This window comes from Micromonospora sp. PTRAS2 (assembly GCF_054052245.1).
On record NZ_JBSWBU010000004.1, the window covers coordinates 129,513 to 149,266 of the forward strand.

11 protein-coding genes, 2 tRNA genes and 1 pseudogene are annotated in these 19,754 nt (G+C 71.3%); 9 read left to right on the forward strand and 5 right to left on the reverse strand.

Annotated features, from left to right (window positions below):
* The first annotated feature begins 307 nt into the window (after positions 1 to 307).
* The 3 genes from ACVMYR_RS15590 to ACVMYR_RS15600 all read left to right on the forward strand — a co-directional run bounded on the left by ACVMYR_RS15590 (position 308) and on the right by ACVMYR_RS15600 (position 6,248).
* Positions 308 to 3,181, forward strand: a complete 2,874-nt coding sequence (locus tag ACVMYR_RS15590; RefSeq protein ID WP_431893527.1) for a carbohydrate-binding protein — start codon at positions 308 to 310, stop codon at positions 3,179 to 3,181.
* Between the two features lie 75 nt (positions 3,182 to 3,256).
* Entirely contained in the window at positions 3,257 to 4,972 is a 1,716-nt protein-coding gene (locus ACVMYR_RS15595) for a ThuA domain-containing protein (protein WP_396787711.1), read from the forward strand.
* A 268-nt stretch (positions 4,973 to 5,240) separates the two neighbouring features.
* Positions 5,241 to 6,248, forward strand: coding sequence for a sugar phosphate isomerase/epimerase family protein (locus tag ACVMYR_RS15600; protein WP_043966839.1), 1,008 nt, complete (start codon positions 5,241 to 5,243; stop codon positions 6,246 to 6,248).
* 141 nt (positions 6,249 to 6,389) lie between these two features.
* Here the strand turns inward: ACVMYR_RS15600 and ACVMYR_RS15605 are convergent, their stop codons facing one another.
* The 4 genes from ACVMYR_RS15605 to ACVMYR_RS15620 all read right to left on the reverse strand — a co-directional run bounded on the left by ACVMYR_RS15605 (position 6,390) and on the right by ACVMYR_RS15620 (position 12,980).
* The gene (locus ACVMYR_RS15605) at positions 6,390 to 7,574 is read right to left on the reverse strand and encodes an ROK family transcriptional regulator (RefSeq protein ID WP_396787712.1); all 1,185 of its coding nucleotides are present in this window, start codon (positions 7,572 to 7,574) and stop codon (positions 6,390 to 6,392) included.
* A 144-nt stretch (positions 7,575 to 7,718) separates the two neighbouring features.
* A complete protein-coding gene (locus ACVMYR_RS15610; RefSeq protein WP_457122098.1) occupies positions 7,719 to 8,792 on the reverse strand; it encodes a sugar phosphate isomerase/epimerase family protein in 1,074 nt (357 codons plus the stop codon).
* Positions 8,793 to 8,877: 85 nt separating this feature from the next.
* Positions 8,878 to 12,213: a ThuA domain-containing protein gene (locus ACVMYR_RS15615; protein WP_457122099.1), complete on the reverse strand. Its 3,336-nt coding sequence runs from the start codon at positions 12,211 to 12,213 to the stop codon at positions 8,878 to 8,880.
* Between the two features lie 338 nt (positions 12,214 to 12,551).
* Complete coding sequence (locus tag ACVMYR_RS15620; protein ID WP_457122100.1) at positions 12,552 to 12,980, reverse strand: hypothetical protein; 429 nt, start codon at positions 12,978 to 12,980, stop codon at positions 12,552 to 12,554.
* A 286-nt stretch (positions 12,981 to 13,266) separates the two neighbouring features.
* On the opposite strand from ACVMYR_RS15620, the gene ACVMYR_RS15625 reads away from it, so the two are divergent.
* The 6 genes and pseudogenes from ACVMYR_RS15625 (at position 13,267) to ACVMYR_RS15650 (ending at position 18,036) form a co-directional block, all read left to right on the forward strand.
* Positions 13,267 to 13,339 (forward strand) — tRNA-Asn (locus ACVMYR_RS15625).
* Positions 13,340 to 13,686: 347 nt separating this feature from the next.
* Positions 13,687 to 15,801 (forward strand): MMPL family transporter, encoded by a 2,115-nt coding sequence (locus ACVMYR_RS15630; RefSeq protein WP_457122101.1) that lies wholly within the window; start codon positions 13,687 to 13,689, stop codon positions 15,799 to 15,801.
* Positions 15,791 to 17,032, forward strand: a complete 1,242-nt coding sequence (locus ACVMYR_RS15635) for an NAD(P)/FAD-dependent oxidoreductase (protein WP_457122102.1) — start codon at positions 15,791 to 15,793, stop codon at positions 17,030 to 17,032. Before ACVMYR_RS15630 ends, ACVMYR_RS15635 begins: the two co-directional genes overlap by 11 nt.
* A 132-nt stretch (positions 17,033 to 17,164) precedes the next feature.
* Positions 17,165 to 17,238: transfer RNA gene (locus ACVMYR_RS15640), tRNA-Ile, on the forward strand.
* 45 nt (positions 17,239 to 17,283) lie between these two features.
* A pseudogene (locus ACVMYR_RS15645) lies at positions 17,284 to 17,722 on the forward strand (type II toxin-antitoxin system RelE/ParE family toxin).
* Positions 17,722 to 18,036 carry a transcriptional regulator gene (locus ACVMYR_RS15650; protein ID WP_077938802.1) on the forward strand — a complete coding sequence of 105 codons (315 nt, stop codon included), beginning with the start codon at positions 17,722 to 17,724 and terminating at the stop codon, positions 18,034 to 18,036. The pseudogene ACVMYR_RS15645 and the gene ACVMYR_RS15650 overlap by 1 nt, the downstream one beginning before the upstream one ends.
* 617 nt (positions 18,037 to 18,653) lie before the next feature.
* On the opposite strand, the gene ACVMYR_RS15655 is transcribed toward ACVMYR_RS15650, so the two are convergent.
* Complete coding sequence (locus ACVMYR_RS15655; RefSeq protein ID WP_457122103.1) at positions 18,654 to 19,487, reverse strand: helix-turn-helix domain-containing protein; 834 nt, start codon at positions 19,485 to 19,487, stop codon at positions 18,654 to 18,656.
* Positions 19,488 to 19,754 lie beyond the last annotated feature (267 nt).

A 19,754-nucleotide genomic window follows, 5' to 3' on the forward strand; every position in this document is an offset into this window, starting at 1 on the left:
GGTGCCGGGCGGCAGCCCGTTCGTGCGGGCCGGCGGCGGGCGCACATTTTCGAAACATCCTCGACACAACCGCGCAGATCGATTACTGTGAATGTGCTGCGAATCGGTTCGACGAGGTGTCTCCAGTGGGCGCGGTGCCCTCGTCGTCGGCTGCCGGCCGCAATCTCCGTCCCCGCGTGCCGACGGTCTCGTCCCTGCCGACGAGCCCAGCCCGCCGAGGAACGTCCACCGGTGTGCCGAAGGGACGTCCGTCGCGGTATCCGGCGCGACGACGCGCCCCACCACCGGCCAGAGAGGGCACCCCTGCATGTATAGAAGACTTCGTCACCACCGCCGCGCCGCCGGACACCACGGCCCGGCCCGGAGCTGGCAGGCGGCGGGCACCGCCCTGCTCACGGTGGTCGCCGCGGCCACCGCCGTCGCCGTGTCGGCGGCGCCGGCCGCCGCGCACACCATCAACGCCAGCGACTTCCAGCAGGTCGAGCTGGCCCGCGGCGTCTCCGAGATGGGCGAGCCGATGTCGCTGGCCGTGCTGCCGGACCGGTCGGTGCTGCACACCGCCCGCAACGGCACGGTGCGGCGCACCGACGCCTCCGGCACCACCAAGGTCATCGGCACCATCCCCGTCTACACGCACGACGAGGACGGGATGCAGAGCCTCGGGGTCGACCCGAACTTCGCCACCAACCGGCACATCTACCTCTACTACGCCCCGCCGCTGTCCACCCCCGGCGGCGACGCGCCCGCCACCGGCACCAACTGGTCCGCCTGGCAGGGCGTCAACCGGCTGTCCCGCTTCACCCTGAACTCCGACTTCACCATCAACATGTCCAGCAAGGTCGACATCCTCGACATCGGCACCGACCGGGGCATCTGCTGCCACGTCGGCAGCGACATGGACTTCGACGCCGCCGGCAACCTCTACCTGTCCACCGGCGACGACAGCAACCCGTTCGACTCCGCCGGCTACTCGCCCCTGGACGAACGCACCAACCGCAACCCGGCGTACGACGCGCAGCGCAGCGCCGGCAACACCAACGACCTGCGGGGCAAGCTCCTGCGGATCAAGGTGAACGCCGACGGCACGTACTCGATCCCGGCCGGCAACCTCTTCGCCCCCGGCACCGCGAAGACCCGCCCCGAGATCTACGCGATGGGCTTCCGCAACCCGTTCCGGATCAGCGTCGACAAGGCCACCGGCATCGTCTACGTCGGCGACTACGGGCCGGACGCCGGCAGCACCAACTCCAACCGGGGCCCCGCCGGCCAGGTCGAGTTCAACCGGGTCACCGGCCCCGGCAACTACGGCTGGCCGTACTGCACCGGCACCAACACCACCGCCGAGACCTACAACGAGTGGGACTTCGCCAGCAACTCCACCGGCCCCAAGTTCAACTGCACCGGCGGGCCGACCAACAACTCGTTCCGCAACACCGGCCTGAGCACCCTCCCGCCGGCCAAGCCCTCCTGGATCAAGTACGGCGGCGACTCCGGCAGCCCGCCCGCGTTCGGCAGCGGCTCCGAGTCGCCGGCGGCCGGCCCGGTCTACCGGTTCGACGCCAACAACCCCTCGGCGACGAAGTTCCCGCAGTCCTTCGACGGGCAGTTCTTCGCCACCGAGTTCGGCCGCGGCTGGATCAAGCCGATCCACCTCAACACCGACGGGTCGCCCGGCACCATCGACAGCTTCCCCTGGGTCGGCAAGCAGGTGATGGACTCCGCGTTCGGCCCCGACGGGGCGTACTACGTGCTCGACTACGGCACCGGCTACTACAACGGCGACGCCAACTCGGCGCTGTACCGCTTCGACTACGTCGGCGTCGGCAACCGGGCACCGGCCGCCCGCGCCAGCGCCGACCGGACCTCCGGGCCGGCCCCGCTGACCGTGAACTTCTCCTCGGCCGGGTCCGCCGACCCCGAGGGCGGGGCGCTGACCTACTCGTGGGCGTTCGGCGACGGCACCACCTCCACGGCGGCCAACCCGGCGAAGACGTACACCACGGACGGGTCGTACACCGCGACGCTGACCGTGCGCGACCCGCAGGGCGCGACCGGCTCCAGCAGCGTCACGGTCAACGTCGGCAACACCGCCCCGACGGTCACCATCACCGGGCCGGCCAACGGCAGCCTGTTCTCCTTCGGTGACAACGTGCCGTTCAGCATCACCGTGACCGACCCCGAGGACGGCTCGATCGACTGCACCAAGGTCAAGATGACCTACGTGCTCGGCCACGACCAGCACGGCCACCAGATCGCCTCGCAGAACGGCTGCTCCGGCACCATCACCATCCCCGTCGACGGCGAGCACGACGACGCGGCGAACATCTTCGCCGTCTTCGACGCCGAGTACACCGACGCCGGCGGCCTGACCACGCACACCCAGCACATCCTGCAGCCCCGGCACCGGCAGGCCGAGCACTTCAAGACCTCGTCCGGCATCAGCACCTACGACAAGACCACCGCCGAGGGCGGCAAGACCGTGGGCGACATCCAGAACGGGGAGTGGATCGCCTTCGAGCCGTACCGGATCGCGAACGTCACCTCGTTCACCGCCCGGGTCTCCTCGGCCGGCGCGGGCGGCACGCTCCAGGTCCGCACCGGCTCGCCGACCGGCACCGTGCTCGGCTCGGTGACCGTCCCGGTGACCGGGTCGTGGGAGACCTTCACCACCGTCACCGGGTCGATCTCCAACCCGCCGACCGGCACCACCACCCTCTACCTCACCTTCGCCGGCGGCTCCGGGACGCTGTACGACGTCGACGCGTTCACCCTGAACACCGGCACCGTGACGCCGCCGACCGGCACCGGCCGGATCGTCGGGTTGGCCGGCAAGTGCCTGGACGTGCGCAACGGCTCGTCGACCGACGGCACGCAGGTGCAGCTGTTCACCTGCAACGGCGCCGCCGGCCAGCAGTGGACGGTGGGCACGGACAGCACGATCCGGTCGCTGGGCAAGTGCCTGGACGTCAACGGGGGCGCCTCGGCCGACGGGACGAAGGTGCAGCTCTGGTCGTGCAACGGCGGCAACGCCCAGCGGTGGGCGGCGCAGTCCGACGGTTCGCTGCGCAACACCCCGACGGGCAAGTGCCTGGACGTCTCGGGCAACAACTCCGCCGACGGCACGGTCGTGCACCTGTGGACCTGCAACGGCGGGGCCAACCAGAAGTGGACCCTGCCCTAAGGCACCTCTGCGGTCTCCCTGCGGTCCCCCGCCCCAGGCGGGGGACCGCACCGCCACCACACCCAGGAGAACGACATGCGAAGACTCCTCCGTCCCCTCCTCGGGGCGGCCACCGCCGCCCTGGCCGTGCTCGCCTGCACCACCCCGGCCACCCCGGCGTCGGCCGCCGACGCCCCGTACGACGTGCTGGTCTTCTCCAAGACCGCCGGGTTCCGGCACGACTCCATCGCCGTGGGCACCCAGGCCATCCGTGACCTCGGCGCGGCCAACAGCTTCACCGTCACCGCCACCGAGGACGCCGCCCAGTTCACCACCGCCAACCTGGCCCGCTTCGAGGCGGTGATCTTCCTCAACACCACCGGCGACGTGCTCAACGACAGCCAGCAGGCGGCGTTCGAGTCGTACATCGGCGCCGGCGGCGGCTACGTCGGCGTGCACTCCGCCGCCGACACCGAATACAACTGGCCGTTCTACGGCAACCTCGTCGGCGCGTGGTTCGCCTCCCACCCAGCCATCCAGCAGGCCCGGGTGAAGGTGGAGGACCGGGCGCACGCCGCCACCGCGCACCTCGGCCAGACCTGGACCCGCACCGACGAGTGGTACGACTTCCGCACCAACGCCCGCTCCACCGCGCACGTGCTGGCCAGCCTCGACGAGTCGTCGTACTCCGGCGGGGCGATGGGCGGCGACCACCCGCACGCCTGGTGCAAGACCTACAGCGGCGGCCGGTCCTTCTACACCGGCGGCGGCCACAGCCAGTCGTCGTACTCCGAGGCGGCGTTCCGGTCCCACCTGCTCGGCGGCATCCGGTACGCGGCCGGGCGCACGAAGGCCGACTGCCGGCCCGAGACCGGCTACACCGCCCTCTACAACGGCTCCACGACCGGCTGGAGCCAGGCCGGGCCGGGCGGCTTCACCAACACCGACGCCACCCTCAGCTCCTCCGGCGGCCTCGGCCTGTACTGGTACAGCGCGAAGCAGTTCACCAACTACTCGCTGAAGCTGGACTGGCGGATCCCCGGGGACGACAACTCCGGGGTCTTCGTCGGCTTCCCCGCCTCCACCGACCCGAACTCGGCGATGACCAACGGGTACGAGGTGCAGATCGACGCCACCGACTCCGACGACCGCACCACCGGCTCGATCTACGGGGTCAAGTCCGCCGACCTGGCGGCCCGCGACGCCGCGCTCAACCCGCCGGGGGAGTGGAACACCTACGAGCTGCTGGTCGAGGGGGAGCGGCTCCAGGTCCTGCTCAACGGCGTGAAGATCAACGACTTCACCAACACCGACCCGGCCCGCTCGCTCGCCGGCTACGTCGGCATCCAGAACCACGGCACCGGTGACGACGTGTCGTTCCGCAACATCCGGATCAAGGAGCTGGGCGGCACGAACCCGCCGACGACCCGCACCGGGCGGATCGTCGGGTTGGCCGGCAAGTGCCTGGACGTGCGCAACGGCTCCTCGGCCGACGGCACCCAGATCCAGCTGTTCACCTGCAACGGCGCCGCCGGCCAGCAGTGGACGGTGGGCACGGACAGCACGCTGCGGTCGCTGGGCAAGTGCCTGGACGTCAACGGCGGCTCCTCTGCCGACGGGGCGAAGGTGCAGCTCTGGTCGTGCAACGGCGGTGGCGCCCAGCGGTGGGCGGCGCAGTCCGACGGGAGCCTGCGCAACACGCAGTCGGGCAAGTGCCTGGACGTCTCGGGCAACAACTCGGCCGACGGCGCGGTCGTGCACCAGTGGTCCTGCCACGGCGGGGCCAACCAGAAGTGGACCCTGCCCAGCTAGCTGGAGGTTAGGAAGGGCCCCCTGTTAACGCATTCTGTTGCACAGGGGGCCCTTCCTAACCGCCGCAGGCGGCCATAGAGTGAGCGGCGGCGACCGTACGCGGTTGCCGGTGACCCGGCGGGAGGCGCAACCCGCTGGGCCCAGGCGCTGTTCCGCGCCCACCGGCACCCCGCCCGGTCCGCCGCGCACCAGCCCGGCCCAGCCCGGTCACCCTCGCCCCGGTCACGCACACGGAATCCCCCATTACCACCACAGGGGAGTAGGACTCATGGCGCGACCCATCACGCTCTTCACCGGCCAGTGGGCCGATCTTCCGTTCGACGAGGTCTGCCGGCTCGCCTCCGAGTGGGGCTACGACGGGCTGGAGATCGCCTGCTGGGGCGACCACTTCGAGGTCGACAAGGCCCTCGCCGACGACTCGTACGTCGAACGGAAGCTCGCGACCCTGGCGAAGCACAACCTGAAGGTCTTCACGATCTCCAACCACCTGGTCGGCCAGGCCGTCTGCGACCACCCGATCGACGAGCGGCACCAGGGGATCCTGCCCGCCCGGATCTGGGGCGACGGCGAGCCGGAAGGGGTCCGCCAGCGGGCCGCCGAGGAGATCAAGGACACCGCGCGGGCGGCGGCGAAGCTGGGCGTGGACACCGTCGTCGGGTTCACCGGCTCGTCGATCTGGCACACCCTGGCGATGTTCCCGCCGGTGCCGCCGGAGATGATCGAGCGCGGTTACCAGGACTTCGCCGACCGGTGGAACCCGATCCTCGACGTCTTCGACGAGGTGGGGGTGCGCTTCGCCCACGAGGTACACCCCAGCGAGATCGCCTACGACTACTACACGACCAAGCGCACGCTGGAGGCGATCGGTCACCGGCCCGCGTTCGGGCTGAACTGGGACCCGTCGCACTTCGTGTGGCAGGAGCTGGACCCGGTGAACTTCATCTTCGACTTCGCCGACCGCATCTACCACGTCGACTGCAAGGACGCGAAGGTGCGCACCGGCGACGGCCGGCGCGGCCGGCTGGCGTCCCACCTGCCCTGGGCCGACCTGCGCCGGGGCTGGGACTTCGTCTCCACCGGCCACGGCGACGTGCCGTGGGAGGACTCTTTCCGGGCGCTGAACGCCATCGGCTACTCCGGCCCGATCTCCATCGAGTGGGAGGACGCCGGGATGGACCGCCTCGTGGGGGCCCCCGAGGCGTTGCAGTTCGTCCGGCGGCTCGCCTTCGACGCCCCGTCGGCGGCCTTCGACGCGGCGTTCAGCAGCAAGGACTGACGCTCGGCAGCACCGAGGACTGAGCCGGCCGTGCCGGTCGGGCCCGCCCGGGTCCGGCCGGCCGCGCCGGTCACCTGCGGGGCAGGGCCGCCTCTCCCGCCGGGCAGGGCCGCCGGCCGCCCCGCTGGCCCGGCCCACCGGTCACGACGCGCCGTAGACGTCGTCGCTGGCCAGGCGGGCCGCGCCCACCACCCCGGCGGTGTCGTCCAGGTCGGACAGCACGATCGGCAGGTTGCCGGTGGCCAGCGGCGGAGACCGCCGGTAGACCACCGACCGGATCTCGGCGAGCATGGTCGGCCCGAGGCCGACGGCCGTCCCGCCGATGATCACGATGCCCGGGTTGACGAAGTTGACCAGCCCGACCAGGACGCGGCCGAGCCGCCGGGCCGCGTCGCGGACCAGCGTCTGCGCGGCGGGGTCGCCGGCGACCGTCGCCCGGCCCACGTCCGCCACGGTGATCGCGCCGGCCTCGGCGAGCCGGGCGGCGAGCGCCGGCGACCGCCCGTCCTCGACCGCCGCGAGCGCCTCCCGGACCAGGGCCTCGTCCGAGCAGTACGCCTCCAGGCAGCCCGTCTCGCCGCAGGCGCAGGTCGGGCCGTCGTCGCTCTGCCGCAGGTGCGCGATGCCGCCCGCGCCGCTGGTGGCGCCCCGGTGCAGCGCGCCGCCGAGCACCAGGCCGCAGCCGATGGCGGTGCCCAGCTTGACGTAGAGGAAGTCGTCGAAGGCGCGGCCGGTGCCGGCGTGCTGCTCGCCGAGCGCCATCACGTTGGCGTCGTTGTCGACCAGCACCGGGCAGCCCAGCTCCGCGGCGAGCGCGTCGCGCACGCCGTACCCGTGCCAGCCGGGCAGGGCCGGCGGGGAGACGGGCGACCCCTCGCGGAACGCGACCGGGGCGGGCAGGGCCACCCCGACCCCGGTGAGCCGGCCCAGGCCGAGGTTCGCGCGGACCTTGCCGAGCAGTTCGAGCGTACGGGCGATGGTCGCCTCCGGGCCGAGGCGGACGTCGACGGGCTCGCGGCGCCGGGCCAGGACGGACAGCTCGCCGTCGGTGACCGCGACGTCGATCTCCCGGGGGCCGATCGTGATCCCGGCGAAGCGGACCGCGCCGGCGATGCGCAGCAGCGACGAGCGGCGACCGCCCCGGGACGCGGCCGGGCCGGCGGTCTCCACCAAGCCCAGGGCGACCAGGCGGTCGACCTCCGCGACGAGCCGCGCCCGGCTGAGCCCCGCAGCGTCGCCGAGCTCGACCCGGGAGCGCGGGCCGTCGTCGCGGAGCAACCGCAGCAGCCGGGCCTGGTCGGCGTTGTCCGGGCCGTCGTACGTCATGTCGTGACCACCTCCGTCCGGAATCCTCCCCCGTCGTCCCCCGGCCGCGCCCGTCGAGGGCGACAACGAGTGCCAGGTCACCCCGGACGCGGGGCGGGGCCGCGCCCGGTCACCCCGGACGCGGCCCCCTCGGGTCGGCTCGGCTCAGCCGCGCAGGCCCGACATGTGCTTGTAGCTGATCTGGGCGTACTGGAGCGACCGGCCCGGGTCGGCGGTGCCGCCGGGCGCGTTGTCCTGCTCCCACATCGGGTTGTGGTAGCCCTTCGCGCCCATGTTGGCGAAGAAGCCTCCGTAGTCGATGTCGCCCTGGCCGAGCGGCGCGAACTCGTACCCGTTGGTGACGTTGGGGTTGCGCTTGCCGTCCTTGGCGTGGAACAGCGGGAAGCGCATGGTCCGGGCCTGGACGGTGGCCAGCGGGTCGAAGATGTCCGTGCGGGCCACGCCGTCCGGGTCGGTGTAGGTGTGCCAGCGGTGCTGGGCCACGTGCGCCCAGTAGATGTCCATCTCGAAGAAGACCCACTCGGGGTTGGTCTGCGCGAAGAAGTACTCCAGCTTCCGGATGCCGGAGGACCGGGTCGGCCGGCCCAGGTCGTCCAGCGGGCCGCTGTCGAGCAGGAAGTTGTACGCCGCGTCGTGGTTGTGGGTGTACAGCTTCAGCCCGCGCGAGGCGGCCATCTCGCCGAGGATGTTCCACCGCTCGGCGGCGGCGTCCCAGTCGGCCTTGTAGTTGCTGTTGGTCGGGTCGGAGCCGGTGCCGATGTGGCTCATGCCGAGCGTCGCGGCGATGTCGAGCTGCGCCTCGAACGCGGCGACCGTGGTCGGGGTGAGCGTGCTCGGGATCGAGGCGTGGGTGCCGTTGGCCCGCAGCCCGTTGTCGTCGAGGATCTTGCGGATCTCGGCGGGGGTGATCTGCCGGCCCAGGATGGCGGTGCTCTGGTTGTAGCCGGCGAACTCGATCTCCTTGTAGCCGATCTCGGCGAGCCGCCCGAGCACCCGCTCGAAGCCGTACGGGACGCCGGTGGCGTCGGGGGCGGCGCTGATCCGGTCCCGGACGGAGTAGAGGATGATGCCGCGCTTGCCGGGCGGGACGAGGACGCCGTTGGCGGCGCTGGCCGACGAGCCGAATCCGGTCGCCCCGCCGATGGCCGCCGCGCCGGCCGCGCCGGCGACGGCGCCGAGCATCCGGCGGCGGCTCATTCCGTGCTGGTTGTCGCTCATGTCCGTGTTGCCTTCCTGAGGTCTGGTGATGGTGGTGCCGGGGGCGGGGTGGGGCCGCCGGGTGCGGCCCCACCCCGGGGTGGGATCAGGGGGTGACGCCGATGCCCTGACCGTTGAACTCGACCCAGTTGAGGTTGCCGAAGCCGCTGGCCGGGCCGCCGGGGACGGCGGTGAAGACCAGGTACAGCCGGCGGGTGCCGCCGGGGTCGGTGAAGGGGACGGTGGTGCTGGTGAACACCGTGTTGCCGGTGGTCGCGTTGACCGTGGCGGTCGTCAGCAGCGGGCCGGTGGGGGAGTCGAGCCGGAACTCGACGCCGAACCGGGGCTGCCCGGCGGTGGCGGCGCTGCCGCCGGAGGTGCGCAGCGTGACCGACTGCATGTTGGTCAGGTTCACCGTGCCGTTGATCGCGATCCAGTCGCCCGGGTCGAGGCTGCCGCGGTGCTGCCCGGCGCCGACGTCGGCCGTGTTGGCGACGGTGGTGCCGGACTGGTCGGCGGCGAACTCGACGTCCTGCTTCTTGGCCTGGATCACCTGCTGGTCAACCGTGGTCAGCGCCGGCTGGCCGTTGGCCCCGCCGTCGGTGTACGACGCGCTGATCACCCCGTAGATGTAGCCGCCGTGCGAGGCGTCGTCCGGGTCGGTGGGCAGCACGCCGGAGCAGCCGAACGCGTTGGCCCCACCGTGGCCGTGCTGGTCGTGCCCGAGGACGAAGGTGACCTCGACCTTGCTGCAGTCGACCGGCCCGTCCTCCGGGTCGGTGACGGTCACCGTGTAGGGGATGTTGTCGCCCCACTGGAAGAAGCCGCCCTCGACGGGGGTGTTGACGGTCACCGTGGGCGCGGTGTTGCCGACGGTGATGGTGGTGTTCGCCGAGGCGGTCTTGCCGCTGGAGTCGGTCACCGTCAGCCGCGCCGTGTACACGCCGTTGGCGGTGTACGTGTGCGACGGGTTCGGGTCGATCGAGTCCGTGGTGCCGTTGCCGTCGAAGTCCCAGGCGAACGAGATGGAGTCGGCCGGGTCCGGGTCCTTCGAGCCGGCGCTGGAGAACGCCACGGTCAGCGGCGCGATGCCGTTGGTCGGGGTGGCGGTGAGCGTCGCGATCGGCGCCCGCAGCCCCTTGACGTAGCTGAACTTCAGCATGGCCGCGTCGGGGTTGACGTTGAAGAACCCGTCGCCGTACGTGAGCAGGTAGAGGTTGCCGTCCGCGCCCCAGCGCATGTCCATCGGGTTGTCGCACAGGAATGGCTGCGTGGGGGTGGTGGGCGCCTGCCCGCAGTTCAACATGTTGTTGATCTTCAGGATGTCGCCGTTGGAGTCGAGCCGCACCTCCTTGAGGGTGTCGCGGGTGAACTCACCGAACACGATGGCGCCGTCGTAGTACGCGGGGAACTTCGTCTCCGACCTCAGCTCCGGGTCGTAGTCGTACTTCGCCGCGCCGTGCGGACCGACGCCACCGGTGCCCAGTTCGGGGAACAGCACCGGGCAGGTCTGCGTCGGAGTCGACAGGTACGACTCCGGGCAGGGGGTGGGGGCCTGGAACGAGTACCACAGCTCCGACTTCTCGACCGCCGGCAGCTCGGTCAGGCCCGTGTTGTGCCGCGAGGTGTTGCGCGGCGCCGCGCAGTCGAACGGCGCGACCGGCGAGATCGGACTCGTCGTCCAGTTCATCTCGATGTACGGCAGGTTCGGCTGCACGCACAGCGGCCAGCCGTAGTTGGCGGGCTTGTCGATCACCATCATCCGGCCGGTGCCGGCCGGTCCCCGCCCCACCGCCGCCGTCGACGAGTCGGGGGAGTAGTCGGTGACGTACGCGACATCGTTGGCGTCGACGGTGATGCGGAACGGGTTCCGCAGGCCCATCGCGTAGATCTCCGGCCGGGTCTTCGCCGTGCCGGCCGGGAACAGGTTGCCCGCCGGGACCGTGTACGACCCGTCCGCGCCCACCGTGATCCGCAGTACCTTGCCGCGCAGGTCGTCGGTGTTCGCGGAGCTGCGCCGGGCGTCGGCGAACGGCGCCTGGTAGACGCCGGCCGCGCTGACCGAGTCGTTGTGCGGGGAGAAGCCGCCGGAGCCGCCGGCACCCGACGGGGTGTCGTCGCCGGTGACCAGGAACAGGTTGTTCTTCGAGTCGAAGGCGATGTCGCCGGCCACGTGGCAGCACGCGCCCCGGTCCACCGGGACCTGGAGGATCTTCTGCTCGCTGGCCACGTCCAGCGACGGGGTCTCCCCGTCGACGAACTTGAAGCGGGAGAGCTGGAAGTAGCCCTTCCACCGGTCCCACGTGGTGGGGTCGGCGTTGGTGGTCGGCGCCGCGCCCGTGGGGGTGTCCAGCGGCGGGGCGTAGTAGAGGTACACCCACTTGTTGGTGGCGAAGTCGTTGTCGACCGCCGGGCCGTACATCCCGTCCTCGCTGTGGGTGTAGACCGGGATCTGGGCGAGCACGGTGGTCTCGTTGGTCTCCGTGTCGTGCAGGCGTACGCCGCCGCGCCGGTCGGTCTGGATGACCCGGCCGTCGGGGAGCACGTCGAAGCCGATCGGCTCGTTGACGTTGGGCTGCGCCCCGACCACCGTCATCTGGTAGTTGGCCAGCACGGTCGCGCCGCAGTCGCCGTCGGTCACCCCGGCGGCCCACTGGATCGCGCCGCCCAGGTGCGCCCGCAGGTCGGTGCTGCGGAAGCTCGCGGCCGTGGCCCCGAGCCCCGTGTAGAACGACCGGCCGCCCTGGTAGTCCTTGCACCAGGTGACGGGGTGGTCGTAGCCCATGCTGCCGCCGGCGTACGTCTTCTCGTCCACCGTGGCCAGCACGTGCGAGACACCCCGGACGTTGGCCGCGTAGTTGTACCAGCGGTCGGTGTGCTGCCAGCGCTCCGGCAGCGTGGCGGAGGCGGGATGGACCCGGTCGGCGACGGTGACGGTCGCCGGGGCGACCTCGGCGGCCCCGGTGGCCCGGGTGCCGAGCACGTCGGTGAGGAACGACCAGTCGGGCTCGGCCTCGATGGCCGAGTGGACGCCGACGAAGCCGCCGCCGGCCCGGTAGTACTTCTCGAAGGCGGCCTGCTGGGCGTCGTCGAGCACCTCGCCGGCCGTGTTGAGGAAGACGACCGCCCGGAACTGCTTGAGGTGGGCGTCGTCGAACTTGCGGGCGTCGTCGGTCACCTCGACGGTGAACCGGCGGTCCTTGCCGAGCTGGCGGACGGCCTCCACGCCGGCGGCGGTGGCGGCGTGGCTGCCCCCGGCGGAGCGGGTGAAGACGAGGACCTTGTACTGGATGCCGTTGGGTGAGGAGGGTGCGGACAGGACGGTGGTCGGCGCGGCGAGCGCCGGGGTCGGCTGCTGCTGCGTCGTCGCGACGAGTGTCGCGCCGACGAGGGCTAACAGGCTGAGATGGGTGGCGGCCCTGCGGCCGGTGGTTCGGAGCATCGAACCTCGCTCTGGTCAGGCGGGTCCGCCTCAGCACCGGGACGTGGCTGAGGTGGTCGCTTGGGGAGGTGACGAGAGCCTGGCCAGGTTCTTACGCAGGACCGTAATTGCGTCGGGGAGGAAAGAGAAGAGACCGAAGGAAGGAGTTTTCGTGGAAACGCTCCAACTTTTGCTTGGCGTCGACAAAAGTGGGATGAGCTGGGCTGACGCCCGGTTGCGGCCCAGCATGGCAAGGCATCCCGGCGCGGCAGGCGGGCGGCCCGGTGCGGCAGAGTGCGCCGCCGGCACGGCAAGCGGGCCGGCCACCCGAAGGTGACCGGCCCGTCGCTAACCGTCAGTCAGAGAGTGCTGCCGTTGGTGCCCGTGCCGGACGGCTTCGTCCGGGCCGGGCCGGAGGCCGACCCGCTCGTGGTCGACCCGGACGCGCCGGTGCCCGACGGGCCCCCGCCCGCCTTCGCGCCGACCGTCGCCGGGGTGCCCGCGAACGGCTTGTCGGCGGCGGTCAGCTCGTGCTTGCCGCTGTCGCCCCCGCTGCTGCCGTTGTTGCCCAGCTTCTCGCCGATCTTCGACTGGCTGAGCTTCTCCCTGCCCTCGCTGTAGAGCCGGTTGGCCTGGGCCTGCGCGACGCCGGCCGCCTCCTGGACGGTCGGGTGGTCGAGCACCTTGCGGCCCCGGACGACCAGCTCCTCGTACTTCTCCCGGCCGGCACGGGCGCCCAGGACGAATCCCGCAGCCAGCCCGCCAAGAAACATGATCTTTCCGCGCATGGCGGCTCCTTCCGTACCTGACGCGCCGTCGCCTCCCCGGGGCGGACCCCGCGGGCGACGAGTATCTCGCGCCTACGTCCTCTGTCGGCAGCTAACTACCCATCCTCCACCGCGCTCATACCTGGTTGTGCCCGGATGGCGAATTGTCCGCCCGCCGGGCGGTTCGGACACCCCCGGCGCCGGTGCGCCCCGCGTCGGAACCCCCTGGACCAAACCCCGGGTGAATCCTGTACTCTTGTGCCGTCGCCGAGGGTGTCGGAGAGATCCGATCCCGGGCGGCGAGCGGTCCCCCGTAGCTCAATTGGCAGAGCAGCCGGCTGTTAACCGGCAGGTTTTTGGTTCGAGTCCAAACGGGGGAGCAAACAGCGAGAAGGCCCGCCGGCCGTAGCCGGCGGGCCTTCTCGCATGCGTGCTTGGTGCAAGGAAGGGCCCCTTGTTAACGCCTGCGGTAGAGAAGGGTTCCCTTCTCACCCCCGCGAAGCCGGCGCACCCCGCGAAGCCCGCGCACCCCCGCGAAGCCCGCGCACCCCGCGCGCCCGGCAGGCGAGTGTGAGGGGCGGCGCGCGGCCCGCGATGGCGGTGGCCCGGCGGGGGTAACGGGGCCGTTTCCGCCCGCCTGGACGCGCTCGGCCGGCAGGATGGTCGATGTCGACTTAGACTCCCGCTGCGTCGATCGCTGCGTCGATTCAAGAGGTGGGTGGGTGGGATGGCCGGAAGACGGGGCGGCACCGCCACGCTGGTCGCGGCGCTGGTCGTGATCGGCTGGCTGGTCGTCGGCGGGGTGGCCGGGCCGTACGCGGGGAAGTTGGGGGAGGTCTCCACCAACGACAACGCCTCCTTCCTGCCCGCCGAGGCCGAGGCCACCCGGGCGCAGGACCTGGCCGCCGAGTTCGCCGACCGGCAGACCACCCCGGCGCTCGTCGTCTACGCGCGGACCACCGGCATCACCGACGCCGACCGGCAGCGGGCCGCGGCCGACGCCGCCCGGTTCGCCCAGGTCCCCGGCGTCGTCACACCGATCCCGCCGCCCGTGCCCAGCCAGGACGGCCAGGCCCTCCAGGTGGTCGTCCCCATCGACGAGGCCGAAGGGGAGCGGATCGGGCAGGTCGTCGACGAACTGCGCGCCATCGCCGGCGGCGACCGCGACGGCCTCACCGTGGACGTCGCCGGGCCCGCCGGGCTGCTCGCCGACCTCATCGAGGTCTTCGGCGCCATCGACGGCCCGCTGCTGCTGGTCACCCTCAGCGTGGTGCTGGTCATCCTGCTGGTCGTCTACCGCAGCCCGGTGCTGTGGATCTTCCCGCTGCTCGCCGCCGGCACGTCGTACGCCCTCGCGGCGGTCTTCGTCTATCTCCTCGCCGACCACGACGTGGTCAAGCTCAACGGGCAGGCGCAGGGCATCCTCACCGTCCTCGTCTTCGGCGCGGGCACCGACTACGCGCTGCTGCTCATCGCCCGCTACCGGGAGGAACTGCACCGGCACGGGCGCCCCTGGGACGCCATGCGGGCCGCCTGGCGCGGTGCCGCTCCGGCGATCATCGCCTCCGGCGGCACCGTCATCCTCAGCCTGCTCTGCCTGCTGCTGTCCAGCCTCAACTCCAACCGGGCGCTCGGCCCGATCGCCGCCATCGGCATCGCCGCCACCCTGCTGGTCATGCTGACCTTCCTGCCCGCCCTGCTCGTGCTCGGCGGGCGCTGGGCGTTCTGGCCGCGCCGGCCCGCCGTCGACCAGGCCGACCCGCAGACCGAGCACGGACTGTGGAGCCGCATCGCCGGCTTCGTCGCCCGCCGGGCCCGGGTCGTCTGGCTCGCCACCGCTGCGGTGCTGGCCCTGCTCACCATCGGCCTCACCCAGCTCGGCGTCACCACCCTCGGCCAGACCGACCTGTTCACCCAGCGCACCGACTCCGTCGCCGGCCAGGACGTGATCGCCGCCCACTACCCGGCCGGCACCGGCAGCCCGGCCACCATCTTCACCAACCAGGCCAGCGCCCAGCAGGTCGCCGAGGTGGCCCAGCGGGTGCCCGGCGTCGCCGCCGTCCGCCCCGTCACCCAGGGCAGCCAGGCCGGCCCGCCCGACCCGAACGCCCCGCCGAAGGTGGTCGACGGCCGCGTCGAGTTCGAGGCCACCCTCGCCGACCCGCCCGACAGCAACGGCGCGGAGCGCACCATCCGCGACCTGCGCGAGGCCGTGCACGGCGTACCCGGCTCGGACACGGTTGTCGGCGGGTTCACCGCGATCAACGTGGACACCTCCGACGCGTCCGCCCGCGACCGCAACGTGATCATCCCCGTGGTGCTGCTGGTGATCGCCGTCGTCCTGGCCCTGCTGCTGCGCGCCCTGCTCGCCCCGCTGCTGCTCATCGCGACCGTGGTGCTGTCGTTCCTCGCCACCCTCGGGCTGTGCGCGCTGATCTTCCGGCACCTGCTCGACTTCCCCGGCGTCGACCAGTCGTTCCCGCTGTTCGCATTCGTCTTCCTCGTCGCCCTCGGCATCGACTACAACATCTTCCTGATGAGCCGGGTCCGCGAGGAGTCGGTCCACCGGGGCACCCGCCCCGGCGTGCTCGCCGGCCTCGCCGTCACCGGCGGCGTCATCACCTCCGCCGGCATCGTGCTCGCCGCGACGTTCTCCGCACTCGCCGTGCTGCCCCTGGTCGTCCTCGTCGAGCTGGGCGTCGCCGTCGCCGTCGGGGTCCTGCTCGACACCATCGTCGTCCGCTCGCTGCTGGTGCCCGCCCTGTCGTACGACATCGGGGCGCGGATCTGGTGGCCCGGCCGGCTGAGCCGCACGGACCGGAAGGCGCGTCATGCCCGCTGAGCCCGACGTCGTCATCGTCGGCGGCGGCCTCGCCGGCCTCGCTGCGGCCCGCCGGCTGCACCGCGCCGGCGTGTCCTGGCGGCTGCTGGAGGCCGGCGACCGGCTCGGCGGCCGGGTCGCCACCGACGCGATCGACGGGTACCTGATCGACCGGGGCTTCCAGGTGCTCAACACCGCGTACCCCCGGCTCGGCACGCTGCTCGACCTGGCCACCCTCGACCTGGGCTGGTTCACCCCCGGGGTGCTGGTCCGGCGCGGCGAGGGCGTCGCCCGGCTGGTCAACCCGCTGCGCGAGCCCGCCGGGGCGGCGGGCACCGCGCTGGCCGACGTCGGCTCGCTGCGCGACCGGCTCCGGTTCGCGGCGTTGGCCACCGGCTGCGCCACCCTGCCGCCCGGCCGGCTGCTCGACGCCCCCGAGACCACCGCCGAGGGGGCGCTGCGCCGCGCCGGCCTCTCCGACGCGATCATCGAGGAACTGCTGCGGCCCTTCCTGTCCGGCGTGCTCGTCGACCGGGCGCTGGAGACCTCCAGCCACGTGCTGGCGATGGTGCTGCGCTCGTTCGCCCGGGGGCGCGTCGGCGTGCCGGCGCAGGGGATGGGTGCGCTGCCCCGGGCGATCGCCGCGCCGCTGCCCGCCGACCTGGTCGAGCTGCGCACACCGGTCGCCGAGGTCGAAGCCCATCGGGTACGCACCCAGGCCGGCGAGCTGCGCTGCCGCGCCGTGCTCGTCGCCGTCGACCCGCCCACCGCCGGCACGCTGCTGCCGGCCCTCGGCCGGGTACGCATGCACGCCTACACCACCTACTACCACGCCACGGACACCCCGCCCCTGGACGAGCCGATCCTGCTCGTCGACGGCGACCGCCGGGAACTGGTCGCCAACACCGTCGTGCTGAGCCAGGCCGCGCCCACGTACGCGCCCGCCGGGCGGCACCTCGTCGCCACCTCCGTGGTGGGCCCGTCCGCCCCGCCCGAACCGGTCGTCCGCGCCGAGCTGGCCCGCCTCTACGGGCGCCCCACGGCGGACTGGGAGCACCTGACCACGGTCGACGTCCCCGCTGCGCTGCCCGCCGCGCCGCCGCCGCAGGGCCGGCTGCGCAAACCGGTGGCGCTCGGTGGTGGCCTCTTCGTCGCCGGGGACCACCGCGACAGCCCGTCCATCCAGGGCGCGCTGGCCAGCGGCTGGCGTGCCGCCGGGGCCGTGCTGGCCGAGCTGCGCGCCCAGGGCTGAGGCCGTCGCGGACGGCTGCGTGCTGTTATCCTCGCGTTGCCCATCGTGCTGGATCATCGATCGGTTGCCGGCGGTGGGGCTGTTTCGTGCTGGCCGGTGATCGCCGGCCGGGTTACGATCCGGCGCGGTTGCGGGGCGGTAGCTCAGCGGGTTAGAGCAGGGGACTCATAATCCCTCGGTCACGGGTTCGAGTCCCGTCCGCCCCACCGCGTAACATGATCTCGCTGTTGACCTGTGCTTCCACGGTTCGCATGAGTGAAGCACGGCCTGGCGTGTATAGCCTGAGCTATAGTTGTCCCGTGGCCAATGGGCCGGCCAACCGCTGGGCGATCAGGGCGACAGGCGATGTCCGTGACTGGTTGTGGCCCTGCGTCGGACCGACCCGGCGGCGTACCGCTCGGTGAACGCGGCGATCGACATGCTCGCCGAGACCGGTCCGGGTCTGGGGCGTCCGCTGGTCGACACTCTCCGGGGTTCGAGCATCAGCAACTCAAGGAGCTGCGGCCGAGATCCGGCCGCGACGTCGCTATCCGGCTTCTGTTCGTCTTTGATCCATGGTCGCAGGCGGTGCTGTTGGTCGCCGGCAACAAGGCCGGAGACTGGACGCGGTGGTACGAGAACGCGATCCCGATCGCCGAGGTCGCCTACGAGGGTTGGCTAGCCTTCGAGAGGAAACGGAGGGAGGGCTGATGGTCGACTTCCATGACTGGGACGACATTCGCGCCGAGTTGCACGATGGGGACGACGACGCGCTCGATGTGGAGCGCGCCCGCACCGAGGCGTGGGTCAGCGCGTTCCACCTCGCCGAGGAGCGCAAGCGTCTCGGTCTCACCCAGCGGCAGGTGGCCGAGCTGATGGGAGTCACGCCCGGTCGGGTGAGCCAGATCGAAAACGGCGACCTGGACGCCAACGAGGTGGCAACCCTCAGCCGGTACGCACGAGCGCTCGGCGCCAGGATGCGGATCATCTTCGACTACGGCAGCGACCTCCGTCAGATCGCCTGATCCCCGCGCGCCTCGGCCGACATCACGTACGACGAGGCGAGTCGTCCCGGCGAACCGCACCGGTCGGCAAGCCGGGGCCATCGAGCACCCTTCGGCACCCGCATGCCGGGCAGATCCAGGGGCATCGGATTGCCGGCGATCGTGGCGGTGTGGTTCGCATGGTGGTACCTCCGCCCCACCCTCACGTCGCTGACCAGGCGCGTTGCATAGATCAAGATCGGGAGTACTCGTCGGTACAACAGATCTTTGATTCTGGTCAGTGGCGGCATCCAGGATCAAGTGGCCAGCCAGCCCACTCCCGGAACCAGGTCCGATCGGTGAACGGACTGCCGTGCATGGTGGTGAACAGTAGCGGCACCGTTCTCCGAAGCGGGTCGCCCGATGTGAGGTCGACCGGCTCGACCGGCGCTGGCGGAAAGTCCCGGACATGCTCGGTGAAGAACTGGCCGACGACGGGGTCCAGGTCGATGGTGCCGAACCGGCCTTTGGCTCGCTCAGGTATAAGCCGCTGTACTCCTGCGGCGTGTGCACTGGAGTTGCGGAACGATGCAGGCAATCCTGAGTGTCGGGCTGTTCGAGTCGGGCGGCCCGGGATCTTTCAGTCTCGAGTCAGGGGGTTACTGATCGACAGGCTTGATCGAGACGGATGCCTGTGCGACGCCCACCTCAGCGTCTTCACGTGGGTAGAACTGCGGCTTGTCCCAATTGTCAAAGTGGTAAGCGGCGTCCGGAGTCAGCATCACGCCGGATGTGAAGAGCAGAAACTCGACATCGAGGTCGCCCAGGATCCCAGCTAGCCAGTCGCGCCAGTCGTCGGTCTCGTCATCGAAGACGGTGGTCTCCATATCGGCGAGCACTTCGGCGTATCCGAAGATGAGATAGAGCGCCAGTTCCTCCAGCACGGTGTGGGCGACGAGGTCGCCATGGGCGAACCGGTTGCGGAGCCGGGATACGGCTGCCTTGAGTCCGTAGATGAATTCGTAGTCGTAGCGAGGCAGGAACTGAGGTGGTAGTTCGCCGTCGAGCCATGACGCGGCGAGTTGACCCAGGTGGGTCCCCCGAGGTTGGTCTGTGAGAGCTCCGAGATCATCGGCGAGTTGGTCGCCAATGACGTCGCTGCCCACTGCGAACGTTGTCGCGCACGCTTTGCCGTAGAGGTCGCCGAGCGCTTCAGACCAGGCTCTGTGACTGTGGTCAACTTCGCGGAGCCAGTCGTCTGCGGGGTGGTCGGGATTCTTCTCGTCTCCTGGTAGCTTGCTCCAGCCTAGAGCCCGGCAGACTCCGCGGGCCTTGTCTTGGCGGATGGCACCGCCAGACTCGTAGCGACTCCATGACTTGGCGCCGACCCCTGCCTTCGCTGCCGCCTCCTCGATGCTGAGGTTGAGGGCGACGCGTCGTTCTCGAATGGCCGCCGCCAGTTCTGCACTTCCCGACTTGGTGCGGGGGGCCATGCTGTACTCCTTAGTGGCCGGACATGACCACGTAAGTATTGCACCGTAGGGCATCCGATGTCGAGACGGCCGATGGCTCGGTCGGGAGTGGTAGCCCTCGCGGCCTGGCGGGGGGCGCCTTGCGTGTCATGCGCTGGTGGTGTGGCTGTCTTGTTGTGGCGGATGCCGGCGGCCGATATGCCAGCGGCGCTCATCGAGGTGAACGTCGCCGAGGTTGCCGAGGCGTTGGAGGTGCGCCGCCGCATGATCGGCTGAGACCGTCTCCCT

Coding starts and splice junctions, on each gene's coding strand:
- ACVMYR_RS15590 (WP_431893527.1), top strand. CDS start 308: ATGTATAGAAGACTTCGTCACCACCGCCGCGCCGCCGGACACCACGGC.
- ACVMYR_RS15595 (WP_396787711.1), top strand. CDS start 3,257: ATGCGAAGACTCCTCCGTCCCCTCCTCGGGGCGGCCACCGCCGCCCTG.
- ACVMYR_RS15600 (WP_043966839.1), top strand. CDS start 5,241: ATGGCGCGACCCATCACGCTCTTCACCGGCCAGTGGGCCGATCTTCCG.
- ACVMYR_RS15605 (WP_396787712.1), bottom strand. CDS start 7,574: ATGACGTACGACGGCCCGGACAACGCCGACCAGGCCCGGCTGCTGCGG.
- ACVMYR_RS15610 (WP_457122098.1), bottom strand. CDS start 8,792: ATGAGCGACAACCAGCACGGAATGAGCCGCCGCCGGATGCTCGGCGCC.
- ACVMYR_RS15615 (WP_457122099.1), bottom strand. CDS start 12,213: ATGCTCCGAACCACCGGCCGCAGGGCCGCCACCCATCTCAGCCTGTTA.
- ACVMYR_RS15620 (WP_457122100.1), bottom strand. CDS start 12,980: ATGCGCGGAAAGATCATGTTTCTTGGCGGGCTGGCTGCGGGATTCGTC.
- ACVMYR_RS15630 (WP_457122101.1), top strand. CDS start 13,687: ATGGCCGGAAGACGGGGCGGCACCGCCACGCTGGTCGCGGCGCTGGTC.
- ACVMYR_RS15635 (WP_457122102.1), top strand. CDS start 15,791: ATGCCCGCTGAGCCCGACGTCGTCATCGTCGGCGGCGGCCTCGCCGGC.
- ACVMYR_RS15650 (WP_077938802.1), top strand. CDS start 17,722: ATGGTCGACTTCCATGACTGGGACGACATTCGCGCCGAGTTGCACGAT.
- ACVMYR_RS15655 (WP_457122103.1), bottom strand. CDS start 19,487: ATGGCCCCCCGCACCAAGTCGGGAAGTGCAGAACTGGCGGCGGCCATT.